The 14,715-nt window shown below is 34.2% G+C and carries 18 protein-coding genes; 9 read left to right on the top strand and 9 right to left on the bottom strand.

The window, feature by feature from the left end:
* Position 1 precedes the first annotated feature (1 nt).
* Positions 2-850, top strand: coding sequence for an alpha/beta hydrolase family protein (locus Y10_RS03190; protein ID WP_281763921.1), 849 nt, complete (start codon positions 2-4; stop codon positions 848-850).
* Here the strand turns inward: Y10_RS03190 and Y10_RS03185 are convergent.
* Together Y10_RS03185 and Y10_RS03180 are read right to left on the bottom strand one after the other, a co-directional pair.
* Complete coding sequence (locus Y10_RS03185) at positions 847-1,428, bottom strand: hypothetical protein (protein WP_281763920.1); 582 nt, start codon at positions 1,426-1,428, stop codon at positions 847-849. The genes Y10_RS03190 and Y10_RS03185 overlap by 4 nt on opposite strands.
* A gap of 45 nt (positions 1,429-1,473) precedes the next feature.
* Entirely contained in the window at positions 1,474-2,046 is a 573-nt protein-coding gene (locus Y10_RS03180) for a DUF3109 family protein (protein ID WP_281763919.1), read from the bottom strand.
* Positions 2,047-2,175: 129 nt separating this feature from the next.
* On the opposite strand from Y10_RS03180, the gene Y10_RS03175 reads away from it, so the two are divergent.
* Genes Y10_RS03175 through Y10_RS03165 form a run of 3 tightly spaced genes read left to right on the top strand, consistent with a single transcriptional unit; the run spans position 2,176 to position 3,573 of the window.
* A complete protein-coding gene (locus Y10_RS03175; RefSeq protein WP_281763918.1) occupies positions 2,176-2,748 on the top strand; it encodes a MarC family protein in 573 nt (190 codons plus the stop codon).
* Positions 2,749-2,758: 10 nt separating this feature from the next.
* Positions 2,759-2,959, top strand: a complete 201-nt coding sequence (locus Y10_RS03170; protein ID WP_281763917.1) for a hypothetical protein — start codon at positions 2,759-2,761, stop codon at positions 2,957-2,959.
* Positions 2,959-3,573 carry an FAD-dependent oxidoreductase gene (locus tag Y10_RS03165; RefSeq protein ID WP_281763916.1) on the top strand — a complete coding sequence of 205 codons (615 nt, stop codon included), beginning with the start codon at positions 2,959-2,961 and terminating at the stop codon, positions 3,571-3,573. Before Y10_RS03170 ends, Y10_RS03165 begins: the two co-directional genes overlap by 1 nt.
* Positions 3,574-3,617: 44 nt before the next feature.
* Here Y10_RS03165 and Y10_RS03160 read toward each other — a convergent pair whose 3' ends face one another.
* From Y10_RS03160 to Y10_RS03150, 3 genes are all read right to left on the bottom strand, one after another.
* Positions 3,618-5,213 (bottom strand): S41 family peptidase, encoded by a 1,596-nt coding sequence (locus Y10_RS03160; protein ID WP_281763915.1) that lies wholly within the window; start codon positions 5,211-5,213, stop codon positions 3,618-3,620.
* Between the two features lie 4 nt (positions 5,214-5,217).
* Complete coding sequence (locus tag Y10_RS03155; protein WP_281763914.1) at positions 5,218-5,649, bottom strand: deoxycytidylate deaminase; 432 nt, start codon at positions 5,647-5,649, stop codon at positions 5,218-5,220.
* A gap of 101 nt (positions 5,650-5,750) precedes the next feature.
* Positions 5,751-6,335: a HupE/UreJ family protein gene (locus tag Y10_RS03150; protein WP_281763913.1), complete on the bottom strand. Its 585-nt coding sequence runs from the start codon at positions 6,333-6,335 to the stop codon at positions 5,751-5,753.
* A gap of 169 nt (positions 6,336-6,504) precedes the next feature.
* On the opposite strand from Y10_RS03150, the gene Y10_RS03145 reads away from it, so the two are divergent.
* Positions 6,505-8,877 carry a TonB-dependent receptor gene (locus Y10_RS03145; protein WP_281763912.1) on the top strand — a complete coding sequence of 791 codons (2,373 nt, stop codon included), beginning with the start codon at positions 6,505-6,507 and terminating at the stop codon, positions 8,875-8,877.
* A gap of 71 nt (positions 8,878-8,948) precedes the next feature.
* Here Y10_RS03145 and Y10_RS03140 read toward each other — a convergent pair whose 3' ends face one another.
* Positions 8,949-9,665: a molecular chaperone DjiA gene (locus Y10_RS03140; protein WP_281763911.1), complete on the bottom strand. Its 717-nt coding sequence runs from the start codon at positions 9,663-9,665 to the stop codon at positions 8,949-8,951.
* 204 nt (positions 9,666-9,869) lie between these two features.
* On the opposite strand from Y10_RS03140, the gene Y10_RS03135 reads away from it, so the two are divergent.
* From Y10_RS03135 to Y10_RS03120, 4 genes are all read left to right on the top strand, one after another.
* Positions 9,870-10,280 carry a BrxA/BrxB family bacilliredoxin gene (locus tag Y10_RS03135; RefSeq protein ID WP_281763910.1) on the top strand — a complete coding sequence of 137 codons (411 nt, stop codon included), beginning with the start codon at positions 9,870-9,872 and terminating at the stop codon, positions 10,278-10,280.
* Between the two features lie 151 nt (positions 10,281-10,431).
* Positions 10,432-11,166, top strand: a complete 735-nt coding sequence (locus tag Y10_RS03130) for a lysophospholipid acyltransferase family protein (RefSeq protein ID WP_281763909.1) — start codon at positions 10,432-10,434, stop codon at positions 11,164-11,166.
* Between the two features lie 15 nt (positions 11,167-11,181).
* The gene (locus Y10_RS03125) at positions 11,182-11,844 is read left to right on the top strand and encodes an HD domain-containing protein (protein ID WP_281763908.1); all 663 of its coding nucleotides are present in this window, start codon (positions 11,182-11,184) and stop codon (positions 11,842-11,844) included.
* Positions 11,845-11,926: 82 nt separating this feature from the next.
* A complete protein-coding gene (locus Y10_RS03120; protein ID WP_281763907.1) occupies positions 11,927-12,376 on the top strand; it encodes a hypothetical protein in 450 nt (149 codons plus the stop codon).
* Here the strand turns inward: Y10_RS03120 and Y10_RS03115 are convergent.
* The 3 genes from Y10_RS03115 to Y10_RS03105 all read right to left on the bottom strand — a co-directional run bounded on the left by Y10_RS03115 (position 12,373) and on the right by Y10_RS03105 (position 14,632).
* Complete coding sequence (locus Y10_RS03115) at positions 12,373-13,047, bottom strand: response regulator transcription factor (RefSeq protein ID WP_281763906.1); 675 nt, start codon at positions 13,045-13,047, stop codon at positions 12,373-12,375. The genes Y10_RS03120 and Y10_RS03115 overlap by 4 nt on opposite strands.
* A 2-nt stretch (positions 13,048-13,049) precedes the next feature.
* On the bottom strand, positions 13,050-13,847 hold the full coding sequence (locus tag Y10_RS03110) for a sensor histidine kinase (protein WP_281763905.1): 798 nt from the start codon (positions 13,845-13,847) through the stop codon (positions 13,050-13,052).
* A 134-nt stretch (positions 13,848-13,981) separates the two neighbouring features.
* Positions 13,982-14,632, bottom strand: a complete 651-nt coding sequence (locus Y10_RS03105; RefSeq protein WP_281763904.1) for a hypothetical protein — start codon at positions 14,630-14,632, stop codon at positions 13,982-13,984.
* Positions 14,633-14,715 lie beyond the last annotated feature (83 nt).

Below are 14,715 nucleotides of genomic sequence, written 5' to 3'. Positions count from 1 at the left end.
TATGACAAAAGAAGAATTTATATTAGAAGGTAAACATACCAAACCTATACTTGCCGATATAACCATTAAAACCAATGGAGAAAAAAAACCTTTGGTACTATTTGTACATGGTTATAAAGGCTTTAAAGATTGGGGCTGTTGGTATTTGGCAGCAGAAAAATTTGCTGAAGCAGGAATGTGCTTTTTAAAGTTTAATTTTTCTCACAACGGAGGCACGGTGGAACAACCTATTGATTTTCCTGACCTAGAGGCTTTTGGTAATAATAACTACATAAAAGAATTAGACGATATACAAACCGTTATGGATTGGGTTACTAGCCCAGACCATCCGTATGCAGAAGAAATAGACACAGATAATATTACCATCATAGGACACTCTAGAGGAGGTGGAATTATTACTGTCTATGCTGCAGAAGATGCGCGCGTTAATAAATTAGTTTCATGGGCAGGAGTAAGCGACTTTGAAAGCAGATTTCCTAAAGGTTTTAAACGTTTTGTATGGAAACTAAGAGGCGTTGGGTATGTAGAAAACTCTAGAACCAAACAAAAAATGCCGCACTACTATCAGTTTTACAAAAACTTTATAGAAAATAGAGAACGCCTAAATATTAAAAGAGCCATGCAGAAGTTAACCATACCAGTATTATTGGTACATGGTGATGCCGATGCTACCGTACCGCTATGGGAAGCAGAAAACATGAAAAAATGGAATCCATCACATGCAACACTAGACGTTATACCTAACGGAGATCATGTATTTGGCGGTAAACACCCTTGGGATACTAATGAATTACCAGGAGATTTACAAAACGTAGCCGACCTAACCATTGCTTTTATCAACAAGCATTAGTTAGCCTCTATACTTAAATCTAAAATATGAATTGTAGCAATATCATTTAGGTCTTGAAGGTTCTGAAGGTTCTTCAGTTCCTTTTTACCTACTTTGGTATTACACAATAAATACACATCTAAGTGCTGATTTTGGTGCTCTCGCATCATGAAATTGTCATGTGCATATACCGTTTCTGTTTTGGTAAGCACTAACTTTCTAAAATCTTGCAACAAGCTAAAATCAATTGCGGTAAGACTATCTAATAACTGCTGGTTTATAGCAGACACCTCTACAGAAGCACTATTAGTAGATACAAAAAAGCCTTTTTTGCTAGAACTATCAAAAACATAAGCCTCAGGAAAACCAGCAAACTTCTCCTTGGTTTCTAACAAAGCCTGTTTGTTTTTTAAGGTATGAATATAAATACCATAGTCAAGGGTATCTTTTAAAAAGTTGTTGTAATAAGCCAAGCGTTGCTTGTTATTTGTTTTAACAACTTGTTCCTTTCCTAAGATTTCTGAGATGGCAGAACAAGAAACCAACGTAAGTACTAACATCACACTACCAACAACATTCAAGGGGGCTATTTTTCTCATTTTGTGTTGAATTTAATACCTAATTATCTTATAAATATAGTAAAACTATCTATTCTTCCAAGCTTCAGCTACCTCTTCCAATTCGTTATACCAAGCTTCACCAAACTTTCTAATTAAAGCAGCCTTTACAAATTTATAAATAGGCACTTGTAACTCCTTCCCTAATGTACATGCATCGTCACAAATATGCCATTTATGATAGTTAACCGCCGAAAATGAACTATACTCATTAACACGCACCGGATATAACTCACAAGAGACTGGCTTTTTCCATGAAATATCTCCTTGGTTATAAGCTTCTTCTAAAGCACAAAGTGCAGTTCCTTTTTTATCAAAAATAACATACGCACAATCTGCCCCATCAATAAGTGGTGTTTCCCATTCTCCATCAACACCTTTTACAAAAGTACCTTGCGCTTCAATAGCTTTAATACCTTCTGGTCTTAAATATGGTTTTACTTTAGGGTACACTTCTTCTAAGATGGTAGTTTCCTCATCTTCTAACGGGGCACCCGCTTCTCCATCAATACAACATGCACCTTTACATGCGGTTAAATTACACACAAAATCTTGCGAAATAATCTCCTCTGAAACTATGGTTTTATCTATCTGAAACATGCTTCAAATATAAGTTAAAATTACAATCAACACCATTTAAATTAATTAATTCATATTTTAGATTAATATAACATTTAGGTAATTGCATTTTTAATACTTTTGCGGGCTATTTTTTAAAAAGAAGTTATTATGTCATTTGATTTAAAACAAATTGTAACAGCTACCATGGTACTCTTTTCTGTAATAGATATTATAGGTAGTATTCCTATTATTGTAAATCTACGTGCTAAAGTAGGTCATGTACAATCAGAGAAAGCCTCTATAGTTTCTCTTTTTATTATGATTGCTTTCTTATTTGTAGGAGATGAAATTTTAAAACTAATTGGTATAGATGTAAATTCATTTGCAGTGGCAGGTGCTTTCATCCTGTTCTTTTTAGCCATTGAAATGATTTTAGGGATAACCTTACATAAAGATGATGCCCCAGAAACAGCTTCTATTGTACCTATTGCATTTCCACTTATTGCTGGTGCTGGTACTATGACCACATTATTATCGTTACGTGCAGAATATGAAGTAGCTAATATTATTGTGGCTATTTTTATAAATATGGTTTTTGTATATATAGTGTTAAAATCTTCAGGAAAAATAGAAAAGGTACTTGGAAAATCTGGTTTAGGGGTTATACGTAAAATATTTGGTGTAATTTTGTTGGCAATAGCGGTAAAATTATTTGCCTCTAACGTAACCGGATTATTTTAAAATATCGTTTATGAAATTTTTCACTATTACAGTTATATTCTTAGCCATTGTATTTATTGGTTTTAATGCTACTAAAGTAAGCTTAAACGCTCCTTTTGAAGGTGATAGTTCTATTGCATTAGTAGGCATACTAGCCTCGTTATGTGCTATTGTTTTAATGCTGATTTTACAAACTTCTAAAAAAATAGCAGAAAAACTAAAAGACCAGTAATGCAACATTTTGATGTACTTATTATAGGGGGTGGGGCTGCTGGTATGCAATGTGCGCTGTTATTAGGCTCAGCCAAAAACAAACCTTTTGCTACCCAGAAGAGCGTTGGTATAGTTATGCACCAAAAAGCTTCTCATTTACAAACTGCACTATTTAATAACGTTTTGGGGCTATCGCCTGAAACCGAAGGTGAGGATATACTGGTAATGGGAAAAGAGCAATTAACTAGCTTATACCCACATGTACATCAAATTGAGAAGGAAAAAGTTACTAAAGTAGACGGCACTATAAACAACTTTACCATTACTACTAATAAAAACACCTATACTGCCAACCAAATTGTAGTAGCACTCGGGAACACCAATTTATTTCACATAGAAGGATTGATGGATTACGTGGTGCCACACGAAAGAGCCAACCCTGAAAAAGAGCGCATTCAATTAAAAAATGAAAACCATAAAGTAACCGATGGTTTGTATGTAGCAGGTTCTTTAGCTGGTTGGACCAGCCAACTTCCTATTGCTATGGGTAGTGGAGCACAAGTAGCCATAGATGTATTAACCTCTTGGAACAACGGAGCCCCAGTACAAGTGCACGATAAAAAACAACTATAGTACCATCCTCCGCGCTAGCTTACGAAACATTTAATTATCAAGAATTACTCTTCAGAGTCTGAGGTATAATACAGCTCTAACACTTTCTGTAGCATAGTATCGTCACTTTTAAGCACTCTATAATATGCATTATCACCATATATTTGGTGTGCAATAGACGCTTTTAAAGCCTTTCCTACTTCATATTTGTATTCTGAAATATCAAAACCAAAATCATTATCGTATAGGTATTCTTGAAATCCAGTGAAAGCATCGTCAGTTACCGTATAATTCTTTACAAAATCATCTTGACTCATACCGCTAAAATCTGCTCGCTTATCATCTAAATATTCAAAAATATATGTAGACACTAATTCAGAACCTAGTATATAGTTTAAATGATCTTTGTAAACAGATGTTTCCAGCGGTACAAAAACATCTGGTATAATACCACCACCGCCATATACTACTTTTCCTTTAGGTGTAGTAAATCGTAATGAGTCTGCTACCTTAATACTATCTGCATACTGCAACTCACCACTCTCATAACGTTTCTGAAAATCATCATAGTAGTCTTGCATGCCATCTTTATAAGAACGCTGAATAGATCTTCCGGTAGGTGTATAATAACGTGCAATAGTAAGCCTAACTGCAGAACCATCTGGCAATGGCATTTCTCTTTGTACCAATCCTTTTCCAAAAGAGCGTCTACCCACAATGGTACCCACATCATTATCTTGTAAAGCCCCAGCTACTATTTCACTAGCCGATGCAGAGTTTTCATTAATCAGTACATATACTTGTCCATCTTCAAAATCACCTTTATCGGTAGCAAAAACCTGTGTTTCTTCTCCCTTTTTATTTCGGGTAAATACAATAAGTCTACCTTTTCTAAGAAACTCATCGGCAATATGCTCTGCCATTTCCATATAGCCACCAGGATTATCACGTAAATCTAAAGCAATAGCTTTAGCTCCGTTATGCTTTAAAAGGGTTAAAGCCGTTCTAAATTCCTTATACGTACTTTCTGCAAATCGGTTTACCTTAATATAGCCAACATCATCAATCATAAAAAAGGCATCTACACTTTTTAAAGGTACCGGCGCCCTATTTAAAGAAATATCTATAATCTCATCTGTAGTTTTTCTATATACTTTTAGCGTAACAGGTTCACCAGAATTCCCTTTTAATTTGCTAATTACATACCCTCTGGTATACCCTTTTCCGTAAAGTGTATCTTTATCTGCCATTAAAATTCTATCACCAGCTAAAATACCACGTTCCTCAGCAGGGGTATCTTCTAAAATTCTGGTAACAGCCAAAGTATCGTTCAACATCATAATACTAATACCTACACCTTCAAACTCGCCCTTCATGTTTTCTGCCAATAATTCGGTTTGAGAGTTTGGTATGTACACCGAGTGCGGATCTAGCTTTGCCAAGATGTTGTTTACGGTAATATCTACAATGCTATCGGTATTCACATCATCTACATACTCATGATCTATGTAATCTATAAGCTTGTTAAGCTTATCTTTTTTAGAGTTAGAAGTAAAAAAGAGCTGAGCACTATCACTAAAACGCATCTTGCTACCAATTAAAATACCGGCGGCCAGTGCCACTGCAATAAAAATGGGAATGAGATACGTTCTTTTTTTCATAGTCTTACTCTTCTATATTTGGTATATGTTCTAATTGAACGCCAGCTTTAGCTAAAAATTTTAAACCAGCATCATCTTTATAAGCATTTACATATACAACACGGGTTATACCTGCTTGGTGCACCAGCTTACTACACTCTTTACAAGGAGATAACGTAATATATAAAGTAGCCCCTTCACAAGATTGTGTAGATGCTGCAACTTTTAAAATAGCATTGGCTTCGGCGTGTAAAACATACCATTTAGTATATCCTTCGTCATCTTCACAATAGTTTTCAAAACCTGTAGGAGTACCATTATATCCATCTGAAATAATCATTCGGTCTTTTACAATAATTGCACCTACCTTTTTTCTGTTGCAATGAGACAACTTACCCCATTCTGCTGCCATTCTTAAGTACGCCTTATCATAGCGTAGCTGCTTTTCTTCAACCATGTAATGCTTGTTTAATAAGTATATCAAAAAGGATGCCTAAAAATTTTTGACTCTTTCTAATTCTAACGAAGATAAACAGAAATAGCCTCTCAAACAACCCTTTAAAACGGATAGGTATTTATAAGCATAGGAATTACCATACCTATAATAATGGAAGAGAGCACCATTACCCAATCTCTTCTGTTAAACCTAAATATAGTTTGTACCAGTACTCCTAATAACAATATGGCAAAAGCAACAATTATTTGTGCTGCCTCTACCCCTAAAGCAAACTCCAAAGATTTTACAAGCTTAGCACTATCGCCAGCAACTATTTGTTTAAAGTATCTTGAAAATCCTAACCCATGAATTAAGCCGAAAAACAAACTAGTAAAAACCACCAAATTAATTTTATTACTACTCACAGATTTACCTGCAGTAAATACATTATACAAGGCTGTAATAAAAATGGTTATAGGTATCAAAAACTCTACGTAGGCTCCATTTACATTTATAAAATTATACACTGCTAAAATTAAGGTTAGCGTATGCCCTATGGTAAATAAGGTTACTAATAATAGCACGCGTTTCCAATCTTTAAACAAATACGGCACCACCAAAGCCGCAAAAAATAATACATGATCGTAGGCTTGAATGTCTAATACATGGTTAAAACCTAATTGTAAGTAAAATAAGAACTGATCCATTTCTAATGTTAGTTAGCAGAAGGTCAAAACTACAATTTAATGTTGAAATCTTACAATAAAACTCGACTCTCTTATTTTTAATTAAATTTAATCTAAATAAATTAGGCTGGTTTTGTAATTGCTATTATTTTTGCGTCGCTTTTTTTAATGAATCTAAATAAGAACAAATATGAAATCGCTTGTAGCTTTTGCGTTGCTCTTCACAGCACTCATTTCTAACGCGCAAACATCTGTAATTACAGGGAAAGTAACCGATACTAATGGAGCCCCAATCCCTTATGCAAACGTGTACATTCAAAACACTAAAAATGGTAATGCGGCAAATGCCGAAGGATTGTTTACACTTTCTCAAGTACCCTACGGCACGCACAATCTATTAATAAGTGCTGTTGGTTTTAAAACAACAACACTTCATTTGGTAGTAAACCAAGCAACACAAAACAACGTAAACGTTCAACTAAATGCCGATACTGAACTAGATGACGTTGAAGTTTTTGGAGACCGATACAAACACCCAGATAAAATAGAAGCACTTACACGTTTACCTTTAGAGCCATACGAACAAATTCAAAGTATATCTGTTATTTCTGAAAAATTAATAGAGAACCAAGGTGCTTTAACTATTTCTGAAGCTACCAAAAACGTGCCAGGGGTTTACACCTTTGCTACCTATGGTAACAAAAGAGAAAGTATGTCTTCTCGTGGGTTTAGAGGTATTCCTATTCTAAAAAATGGAGTTAGAGTAAACTCTGATTTTAGAGGAGTAGGTGTTTTAACCGATATGCAAGGGGTAGATAATATACAAGTACTTAAAGGTGCTGCAGCCATTACTCAAGGGGTTGCTACCGATTTAGGAAGCCCAGGAGGGGTTATTAATATTGTAACCAAAACACCTAAGTACCAAAAGGGTGGATCTGCCTCTTTAAGAGTTGGAAGCTACGGACAAACAAGAGCTACCTACGATGTATATGGCCCTATTAACAAAGAGAAAACATTGGCATTTAGAATAGATGGTGCCCTTGAAAGAGCAGATAATTTTAGACATGGTGTATCATCTGAACGTTTTTACATTAACCCATCGTTAGAATGGAGAGTTGATAATACGACTACCATTACCGCTGAAATGGATTATTTTGATGATAGCCGTACACCAGATTTAGGTACCGTTAATTTAGCTCCGAATGATGTAAATGCTATCTACGATTTACCACACGATCAATTTTTAGGTTTTAAAAACGATAAATCAATTACACAGAATACAAGTTATTCACTTCGTTTTAATAAAATTATTAGCGAGAAGCTAACCTTAAAAGGTGCATTCTTTAAATCGTCTTTAAATTTAGATGATAAAGGAGCTTCACTTGGTGGTGCCATTACAGAAAACGATGAGACTTTTTATAACATAAGAAGTAGAGGGTACAGTGTTTCTAGTAGAAACGATGATAACAGTGTTTTACAATTTGACCTTATTGGAGACGATGTTTACACAGGGTCTATTAAACACACCTTTCAAGTAGGGTTTGATTACAGAACTACTAAATTCTCTACTACCAATCAATCTATTAGAACGTTAGATACTATTAATGTTTTTACAGGTATTAGCAACGTATTACCAGAAGTAAGCTTACCAGATGCTGACCCAACAGGAGCTAGATCTCGTTCGACCGGTTTTGTAGGTCAAGATGTAATTACTTGGAATGATTGGGTTAAAACCTTCTTAGGGATTCGATACAGTACTACACAAACCATTGCTGAAACTGAAACTACATCGTCAGATGCTTTTAACCCTTTAGTTGGTTTAGTACTTAGCCCTATTAAAAATGTAAATGTATTTGCATCGTACACAAACAGCTCTTACCCAAGAACTGCTACCCGTTTAGATGTAAATGGAAACGAATTAGGTAATGAGCGTTTTGACCAATTAGAAGCTGGTATTAAAACCAACTGGTTAGACAGTCGTTTACGTTTTAACCTTACCTTATTTAAAATTAACAACAAAAATATTAACCTACCTGTATACGATGAAAACTGGAACCCAACTGGATACTACCAACAAGGTGGTAACGACCAAAGACAAGGGGTAGAAGTTGAACTTACTGGTAGAATTTTAGAAAACCTAGAGGTTGTTACCGGATACTCATATATAGATGCACAGTACAAAGAACACACATCATACGTATATGGGTCGGCACCATTAAACACACCTAAGCATACTTTTAATGCTTACGCTAATTATTCTTTTAAAGGTAGTTTAGATGGATTATCATTAGGAGCAGGTGCATACTATACAGGTGAAAGACCAATTAACGACTGGGCAACTGCAGTAACACATGATGGTATTGTACCCAACCAAAAGCCTTTTTATGTAGAAGCTTATACCTTGGTAAATTTACAAGCAGGCTACACTATAAACGAACATTGGAATGTAAGGCTATTAGCTAACAATATATTTAATACCATTGGTTACAACGCATACAGAACTAGGTTTATTAACCAAACAGATCCTAGAACATTTGCAGCAGTATTAAATTACAATTTTTAAAAAACGTTTTTTTGTACGTAGTTAAATTTTAAGCAGAAGGGCATTACTATATAGTAATGCCTTTTTTGTATTTAAAAGCCTCGTTCCTTTTGTATTTGCTCATAGGCTTCTTGAACTCTTCTAAAGTTCATTTCGGCATTTTTCTTCACGGTATCACTACCTGTAATTACCTTATCTGGGTGATATTTTTTAACTAAATTACGGTAAGCGGTTTTTACCTCTGCATCGGTAGCATTAGTTTCTAAGTCTAATACTTTGTACGCATTAGGCGGTACAGGCTTTTGGTAAGTATTGGATTTAGCACTATACATTCTCTTGATAGTTTCAAAATCTACTCTATATATTTTTAAAAAACCTGCTATTTCTTCAATCTTGTAAGCCTCTCTTGGGCTCACATTACCATCGGCCAAAGCAACCCCAAACAACAGCTGAATAATTTCTATGCGCTCTTGATAATTGGTTTTATGCAATATAAAATAACAAACTCTATGTGCAGTAATCTCTCTATTCTTTAGCGTTTCGTTAAAGGTTTTAAAAGTAGCATTGGCTCTTGCTTTTCCATATTTCTGAACAAAATATGCCCGCACAAAGTCCATCTCTGGCCGGTTTACATAACCATCAGACTTTATTACTAATGAAGTAAGTGATAATATATTTAATTCAATATCATACGGGGTAACTTTTATTCGCTCTCCACCATTATTAGTATCACCACCAAACAATGATAAACCCGAACTAAGCCTGTAAATAACATAAATTAAACCAATGAGAATAGCTAGTTTGAACATTAAAAAAACGCAATTATATTAACTATCAAAAAATCAGACTTTTGAGAAGCTCTGCTAGTAATTTTTGATTTTTCTTTGTAAAGAAAACAATAAGTTACGACAAATAAAAATAGAAGCCCTATAGTAAGGGTAAGTTATGTTATCACAACATTTAAATTTTGTAACTTTGAATTTTATTTTGCAAACCATACAAAAGCAATAATTATGTACCCAGCAGAATTAGTAAAACCAATGAGAGAAGACCTTACTCAAGTAGGGTTTGAAGAATTACATACACCAGAAGCAGTAGAAGCTGCATTAGCAAAAGAAGGAACCACATTAGTAGTTGTAAACTCAGTTTGTGGATGTGCCGCAGCAAATGCAAGACCAGGTGCTAAATTAAGCTTAGCAAATGCTAAAAAACCTGATCATATTGTAACTGTTTTTGCAGGTGTAGATAAAGATGCAACAGATGTAGCAAGAAGTCATATGGTTCCTTTCCCTCCGTCATCTCCAAGTATGGCGTTATTTAGAAACGGGGAATTGGTTCATATGTTAGAGCGTCACCACATTGAAGGTAGACCAGCGGAAATGATTGCTGACAATCTTAAAGATGCTTATGACGAGTTTTGTTAATAAACAAAACCAAGTATAAAAAAGGCTGCAGTTGCAGCCTTTTTTAGTTTATAACATATAGCGTTCACTAGTAAAACATATTTTTTTAAAATTCTATAGAGGCAAAAAACTAATCTTTAGTATTTTTGGAACTTTAGTTACAACAATTCTAATGAGAAAAATTTTAGCATATCCGTTAACGGTTATTTACCTTTTAGCTTTTGGGTTACTACTAGTAATATTTCACCCAATACAATGGTTTTGTTTAAAAGTTTTTGGGTACAAAGCACACAAAACAAGTGTAGTTATTTTAAATGGTGGACTTACCAGATGTTTACTACTACTGGGTACTACCGTTAAATTTAAAAACGATTTTGACATACCAGAAGACAAGCCTTTAGTAATTGTTGCTAACCACCAAAGTATGTATGACATACCTCCTATCATTTGGTATTTTAGTAAAAACCATCCTAAATTTATTAGTAAAAAAGAATTAGGTAAAGGTATACCAAGTGTTTCTTTCAACCTAAAACATGGTGGTTCTGTTTTAATAGACCGTAAGGACTCTAGACAATCGGTGCCTGCAATTTTAGAATTCGGAAGCTATATTAATAAAAACAACTTTTCAGCAGTTATATTCCCTGAAGGAACCAGAAGTAGAAACGGACAACCAAAGCCTTTTCAAAAAACCGGACTCAAACTGCTCTTTAAAAAAATACCTGAAGGGTATGTAGTGCCACTTACTATAAACAACTCATGGAAAAATTTAGAATACGGTAAATTTCCTATGGGTATTGGGCATAAAGTTACGCTAACCACAGGCAAACCATTAGCCATTAAAGACTATGACACAGAAACTTTAATAACAATGGTAGAAGAAGAAGTTAAAAGTAAAATAGAAGCTTAACATAACGCCATTCCTTTGAAAAATGATGCTATTATAGAGCAAACCATTGCTTTTGTAAAAGAAACTTTAGCCAATGCAGAAGGTGGCCATGATTGGTTTCATATACAACGGGTATTTAAAAATTCTTTATTAATAGCGAAGGATGAAGCACCTGAATCTTATAATGTATTGGTTGTAGCCTTAGGTGCTTTATTACATGACATTGCCGACAGTAAATTTTATGATGGAGATGAAACTGTGGGCCCTAAAATGGCAAAAGAATTTTTAATTGCTTTACAGGTAGATACCGAGGTAATAGATCATGTAATTAAAATCATTGAAAACATATCGTTTAAAGGAGGAAACACTACAAACACGTTTTCTTCTAAAGAATTGGATATTGTACAAGACGCCGATAGATTAGATGCCATTGGTGCCATTGGTATTGCGCGCACCTTTAACTATGGTGGTTTTAAAAACAGAGCTATCTACGATCCTGAAATTGCTCCTGATTTAAACATGGATAAGGAAACTTATAAAAAATCTACCGCTCCTACTATTAACCATTTCTACGAAAAACTACTACTGCTTAAAGACCGAATGAACACAGCATCTGGTAAGAAAATAGCCGAACAAAGACACGCCTTTATGGAACAGTTTCTAGAACAGTTCTATAATGAATGGAATGGAAAACAATAACATATTTTAAGATTTATTAAGCATAACTTTATCATTTACAGACTACTACTTAGTTTACCTTTATAAAAAATGAAGGATAATTATGAAAAAGTTAGTAATGATAGTTTGCATAATATTGCTAGGCGGTATTATTGCATGTAGCAAAAAAAGAACAACAGAATTACAAGCTGCCAATATGTCAAGTATTGTAAACACTGTAGAAGAAGCCATGAACCCTGAGGTAGTAAGTAAAGGATGTTATAGCGCAGATACTTTGGGAACTATTTATAATCTTAACTATTCTGTAACCGAAGACGATGCTGTTAAAGGTACATTTACTATCTGCACTATGGAAAAAGATAGTATTAAAGGTACGTTTGAGGGAGCAAGATTAGACACCACAATCAAAGGAATTTATTCTTATACAGAAGCAGGAACGCCTGTTAGCTTTCCTATCTTGATAGAAGTAAATAACACAGATGCTGCCGTAATGGTTACCAACTCTGAGCAAGATTATTTAAACTACAGGTTAACTAAAGATATTTGTGACTAGATATCTGGAGATACTTGTACTAATTCATTACGTATACCATATACTACTAAGCCAGCTGTGTTTTTAGACTCGGTTTTTATAAGTAGTTTTTTACGGTGTACCTCAACAGTACGCGGACTAATAAACAATTTCTCTGCAATTTCGTGATTGGTATACTGATTACAAATAAGCTCTAATATTTCTAGCTCTCGCTTAGATAACTGATTGTTTAAAACCGTTTCTATATTTACCGCTTTTCCATTCACCCTTTCTTCATCTAAAACTTCATGCACCCACTGATCGTAATGGAAACCTGTTTCGTACACCTTTTTAATGGTAGCTACTACTTCTTTAGGTGACGTATTTTTTAACAAATAAGAAGATGCCCCTACATTTATCATATTGGTAATAAAGGCTCTACCGCCATAGCTACTTAAGGCTACAATATTAATATCTGGATATTTCTTCTGAATAGTTTTGGTGCATTCAACACCATTCATTTCAGGCATTTTAATATCCATTAATATAACATCTGGTTTTTCTTCAGAAGCGGCCAACTTATCTAATAATTCTACACCATTCTCAGCTTCAAACAACACCTCAAATTCAGGTACTCTGTTTAGAATAAATAGAATTCCTGCTCTAAATAAAGTTTCATCGTCTGTTACTGCAATTTTAATTTTTCCCTCCATAGCTAGTTTATTTTAATGGCTACCAAAACACCCTCTCCAGGCTTACTTTTGTAATTGATGTTTCCTTTTAGTATCTCTAAACGGCTTTCAATATTTTGTAATCCTAAGCCCTTCTTCAACATAGCCTTGTCAACATCAAAACCTTTTCCATTATCTCTATATACCAAGGTTAACCCTGAAGAAACATCTGTAGCTATACTTACTGCAATTTCAGTTGCTTTACCGTGTTTTAAAGAATTATTTAATAACTCCTGAACAATACGAAACACGTGAAGCTCTTCTTGCTCAGCCAAAAAAGATGTCTGGTATTTATTATCTAAAGTTACAGAAACTTTTTTACTCTTGTGATATTCTTCGCACACTTCTTCTATGGCTGCCCCTAAACCAAACTTTTCTAAAATAGGTGGTAATAAATTATGCGCAATCTTTCTTGAAGTATCTAATGTAGCATTGGTAATCTGTAGCACTTGGGTTAACATTTGTTTTAACTCTTCGCCCTCCATTTCTTCCTCTAGTAAAAACTGAGCATTTAAAGACACTACATTTAGTTTAGAACTAATATCATCATGCAAATCTTGCGCTATACGCTTACGTTCTTCCTCTTGTGTTTCTATAGCAGCTAATAACATTTCCTTTTGGTGCCCAATAACCAATTGTTGCTTTTCTAACTCCTTCTTAACCACTTTCTTTCTAGATAAGTAAAAGAATAATATTAAGGTTAAGGCCATAACCAATAATAACATCACCGCTATAATTACAATAGTTAAAAAGGCATAGCCATTAGAAGTAGTTGTTTCCATAAAACTCAAATGTAGGTGTGGTTAGTAAATAAAATTCTACCGTTAGAAGCGGTAAATTACATAAATATTTATTAGCGCTATTTAAAAAAAGCTAATAATACAGAGTCTGGCTATAAGCGTAACTGATTTAGAAACTAATATCTACGATTCCTATTCTTTCTAAAGTTTTCGTACCACTCAATTGTAACCATTATTTGGTAGATGAGATAAATGATATTGTTAAGTATCCAGAAGTTAAACTTTTTAAGAGTCTCTATATGATCTCTCACCAAGATATCATACCCTGAAAAAACAATGCTACTAGATAGTAGGTAGAGTAATAGCCCCGATGAAAAAAAAATCCACTTTCTATTCATTAGCTCTATAGACCTGTACAAGTAATAAACAGCATATGCCACCAAAGGCAACGAACATAAAAACACCTCACCAATATAGATATTGAAAAAATCTTCAGGATTAAAAACATATTGGTGTACTAGAAATAACGGAACTAACACCACCAAATACATATTAAGCTTTCGCAAAAACTTATTATGTATCAAATGTTTAAACATAAGCGACACTGTAATGAACTGAAAATTAAAATAAAAATGAGATATGAAAAGGTTATTCATTTTATGGCTAGAATAATAAGCCGTAACTATTTGAACCAGTACAATACTCCACGCATACCACCTAAACCAATAAAGCGTAGGACTACTTTTCCCCTTCGTAAAAAAAGAGAATACCAATGCATTGATACCCATGAAAAAATAACCAAGATTATCTATAAGTAACGAATGCATACCAACAAAAAGGTTTGGGGTTGTAGTTTTAAAAAGTCAGCTATCTTAATTACGCAAAAATACTACAATAAACCTAATTAAAA

This window comes from Neptunitalea lumnitzerae, assembly GCF_027924185.1.
Lineage (GTDB): Bacteria > Bacteroidota > Bacteroidia > Flavobacteriales > Flavobacteriaceae > Neptunitalea > Neptunitalea lumnitzerae.
The sequence above is the reverse complement of the archived record's forward strand: the minus strand, read 5'-3'. Positions and strand labels throughout refer to the sequence as shown.

Bases quoted from the DNA above. Each gene is read 5' to 3' on its own strand.
- Y10_RS03130 (WP_281763909.1), top strand. From the start codon at position 10,432: ATGAGAAAAATTTTAGCATATCCGTTAACGGTTATTTACCTTTTAGCT.
- Y10_RS03135 (WP_281763910.1), top strand. From the start codon at position 9,870: ATGTACCCAGCAGAATTAGTAAAACCAATGAGAGAAGACCTTACTCAA.
- Y10_RS03140 (WP_281763911.1), bottom strand. From the start codon at position 9,665: ATGTTCAAACTAGCTATTCTCATTGGTTTAATTTATGTTATTTACAGG.
- Y10_RS03150 (WP_281763913.1), bottom strand. From the start codon at position 6,335: ATGGATCAGTTCTTATTTTACTTACAATTAGGTTTTAACCATGTATTA.
- Y10_RS03190 (WP_281763921.1), top strand. From the start codon at position 2: ATGACAAAAGAAGAATTTATATTAGAAGGTAAACATACCAAACCTATA.
- Y10_RS03175 (WP_281763918.1), top strand. From the start codon at position 2,176: ATGTCATTTGATTTAAAACAAATTGTAACAGCTACCATGGTACTCTTT.
- Y10_RS03185 (WP_281763920.1), bottom strand. From the start codon at position 1,428: ATGAGAAAAATAGCCCCCTTGAATGTTGTTGGTAGTGTGATGTTAGTA.
- Y10_RS03160 (WP_281763915.1), bottom strand. From the start codon at position 5,213: ATGAAAAAAAGAACGTATCTCATTCCCATTTTTATTGCAGTGGCACTG.
- Y10_RS03105 (WP_281763904.1), bottom strand. From the start codon at position 14,632: ATGCATTCGTTACTTATAGATAATCTTGGTTATTTTTTCATGGGTATC.
- Y10_RS03155 (WP_281763914.1), bottom strand. From the start codon at position 5,649: ATGGTTGAAGAAAAGCAGCTACGCTATGATAAGGCGTACTTAAGAATG.
- Y10_RS03165 (WP_281763916.1), top strand. From the start codon at position 2,959: ATGCAACATTTTGATGTACTTATTATAGGGGGTGGGGCTGCTGGTATG.
- Y10_RS03145 (WP_281763912.1), top strand. From the start codon at position 6,505: ATGAAATCGCTTGTAGCTTTTGCGTTGCTCTTCACAGCACTCATTTCT.
- Y10_RS03170 (WP_281763917.1), top strand. From the start codon at position 2,759: ATGAAATTTTTCACTATTACAGTTATATTCTTAGCCATTGTATTTATT.
- Y10_RS03110 (WP_281763905.1), bottom strand. From the start codon at position 13,847: ATGGAAACAACTACTTCTAATGGCTATGCCTTTTTAACTATTGTAATT.
- Y10_RS03115 (WP_281763906.1), bottom strand. From the start codon at position 13,047: ATGGAGGGAAAAATTAAAATTGCAGTAACAGACGATGAAACTTTATTT.
- Y10_RS03180 (WP_281763919.1), bottom strand. From the start codon at position 2,046: ATGTTTCAGATAGATAAAACCATAGTTTCAGAGGAGATTATTTCGCAA.
- Y10_RS03120 (WP_281763907.1), top strand. From the start codon at position 11,927: ATGAAAAAGTTAGTAATGATAGTTTGCATAATATTGCTAGGCGGTATT.